This window comes from Breznakia sp. PF5-3, from assembly GCF_029504745.1.
In the GTDB taxonomy this organism is placed as follows: domain Bacteria; phylum Bacillota_I; class Bacilli_A; order Erysipelotrichales; family Erysipelotrichaceae; genus Breznakia.
The window spans coordinates 1-1282 of sequence record NZ_JAQFIQ010000092.1 but is presented as its reverse complement, the minus strand read 5'-3'; the positions used below and the strand labels follow the sequence as shown (position 1 = coordinate 1282).

Genomic DNA, 1282 nt, shown 5'->3' with positions numbered 1-1282 from the left:
AAATTAAAAAGAAGATTGTTTTAGAAAAAGATTCTGGTGTGAGTACTTCAACAATTGCTGCGAGGTATGACATTCCTATAAAGACGATTAAACATCAATATCGTTTATACCTTTCTCACGGCATTGAAATATTTGACAAAGGATATATGTACTATACAAACGAATTGAAAGTTAATAGTGTAGAAAGAGTTTTAATCCGAGGTGAGTCCGTAACATCCGTTTCTGTTGATATAGGATTATCAACAGATTCAATTCTTCATCAATGGATAAAAAATTATAAACAAAATAATGGTATGATAGTAATGAAAAAGAAAGGTCGAATAGCTACCATGCCAAAAAAAATACTAGAAATCTTAAAAAAAGACATTGCCGAAATGACAAAAGAAGAATTGGTTGAATATGCAACTTACATGAAAGCAAAAGAGGAATACGAAAAAAAGTTAAAAGCTTTAGTTCAGGAGAGAAATCAATCGAAGATAAAACCAAAGTAATCCGTGAACTAAAGCCATTTTACCCATTAAAATATCTCCTACTTATTTCTAGAGTTGCAAAAGCAACATATTATTACACAGTAAACAAAACCAACAAAGACTTTAAAAATGATAAGGTTATGTGTGAAATCATTAATATCTATTATGAATTTCGTTGTGAATATGGTTATAGACGCATTACAGACGAGTTGAACATTCGTGGATATGAAATTAACCACAAGAAAGTAAAACGCTTAATGAGTATCATGGGGTTATATTCTAAATTGATTAAAAAGAATAAATACAAATCGTATCGTGGTGATGTTGGAAAAAAAGCGGATAATATAATCGAAAGAAATTTTGAGGCAGATGGTCCAAACAAAAAATGGACAACAGACGTCACTGAATTCAAAACACCAGAAGGTAAACTCTATCTTTCTCCGATTTTGGATATGTATAATTCTGAGATTATAAGCTATAACATTTCATCTTCACCAAACTATAATCAAATAACAGACATGCTTGATCAGGCTTTTGAGAAACACGATGACCTCGAAGGTTTGATACTTCACTCGGATCAAGGTTGGCAGTATCAGATGGACAACTACCACAAAAGACTCAAAGAAAAAGGAATTATACAAAGCATGTCTCGCAAAGGAAATTGCATTGATAATTCCATTATGGAAAGTTTCTTCGGAGTACTTAAGAAAGGGATGTATATTGGTGACGAGTATACGTTTAAAACAAAAAAATCGCTAGAGGAAGCGATTCGTGGCTATATAGATTTTTACAACAACAAAAGAGGTAAGCAC

General features: G+C 31.9%; 2 protein-coding genes. Both read left to right on the top strand.

Going from position 1 to position 1282, the window contains the following annotated elements; translation table 11 throughout:
• Positions 1-491, top strand: a 491-nt coding sequence (locus M2475_RS11385) for a transposase (protein ID WP_277491661.1), incomplete at its 5' end; no start/stop codon positions are given.
• Positions 398-1282, top strand: an 885-nt coding sequence (locus tag M2475_RS11380; protein ID WP_346780386.1) for an IS3 family transposase, incomplete at its 3' end; no start/stop codon positions are given. The genes M2475_RS11385 and M2475_RS11380, both read left to right, overlap by 94 nt.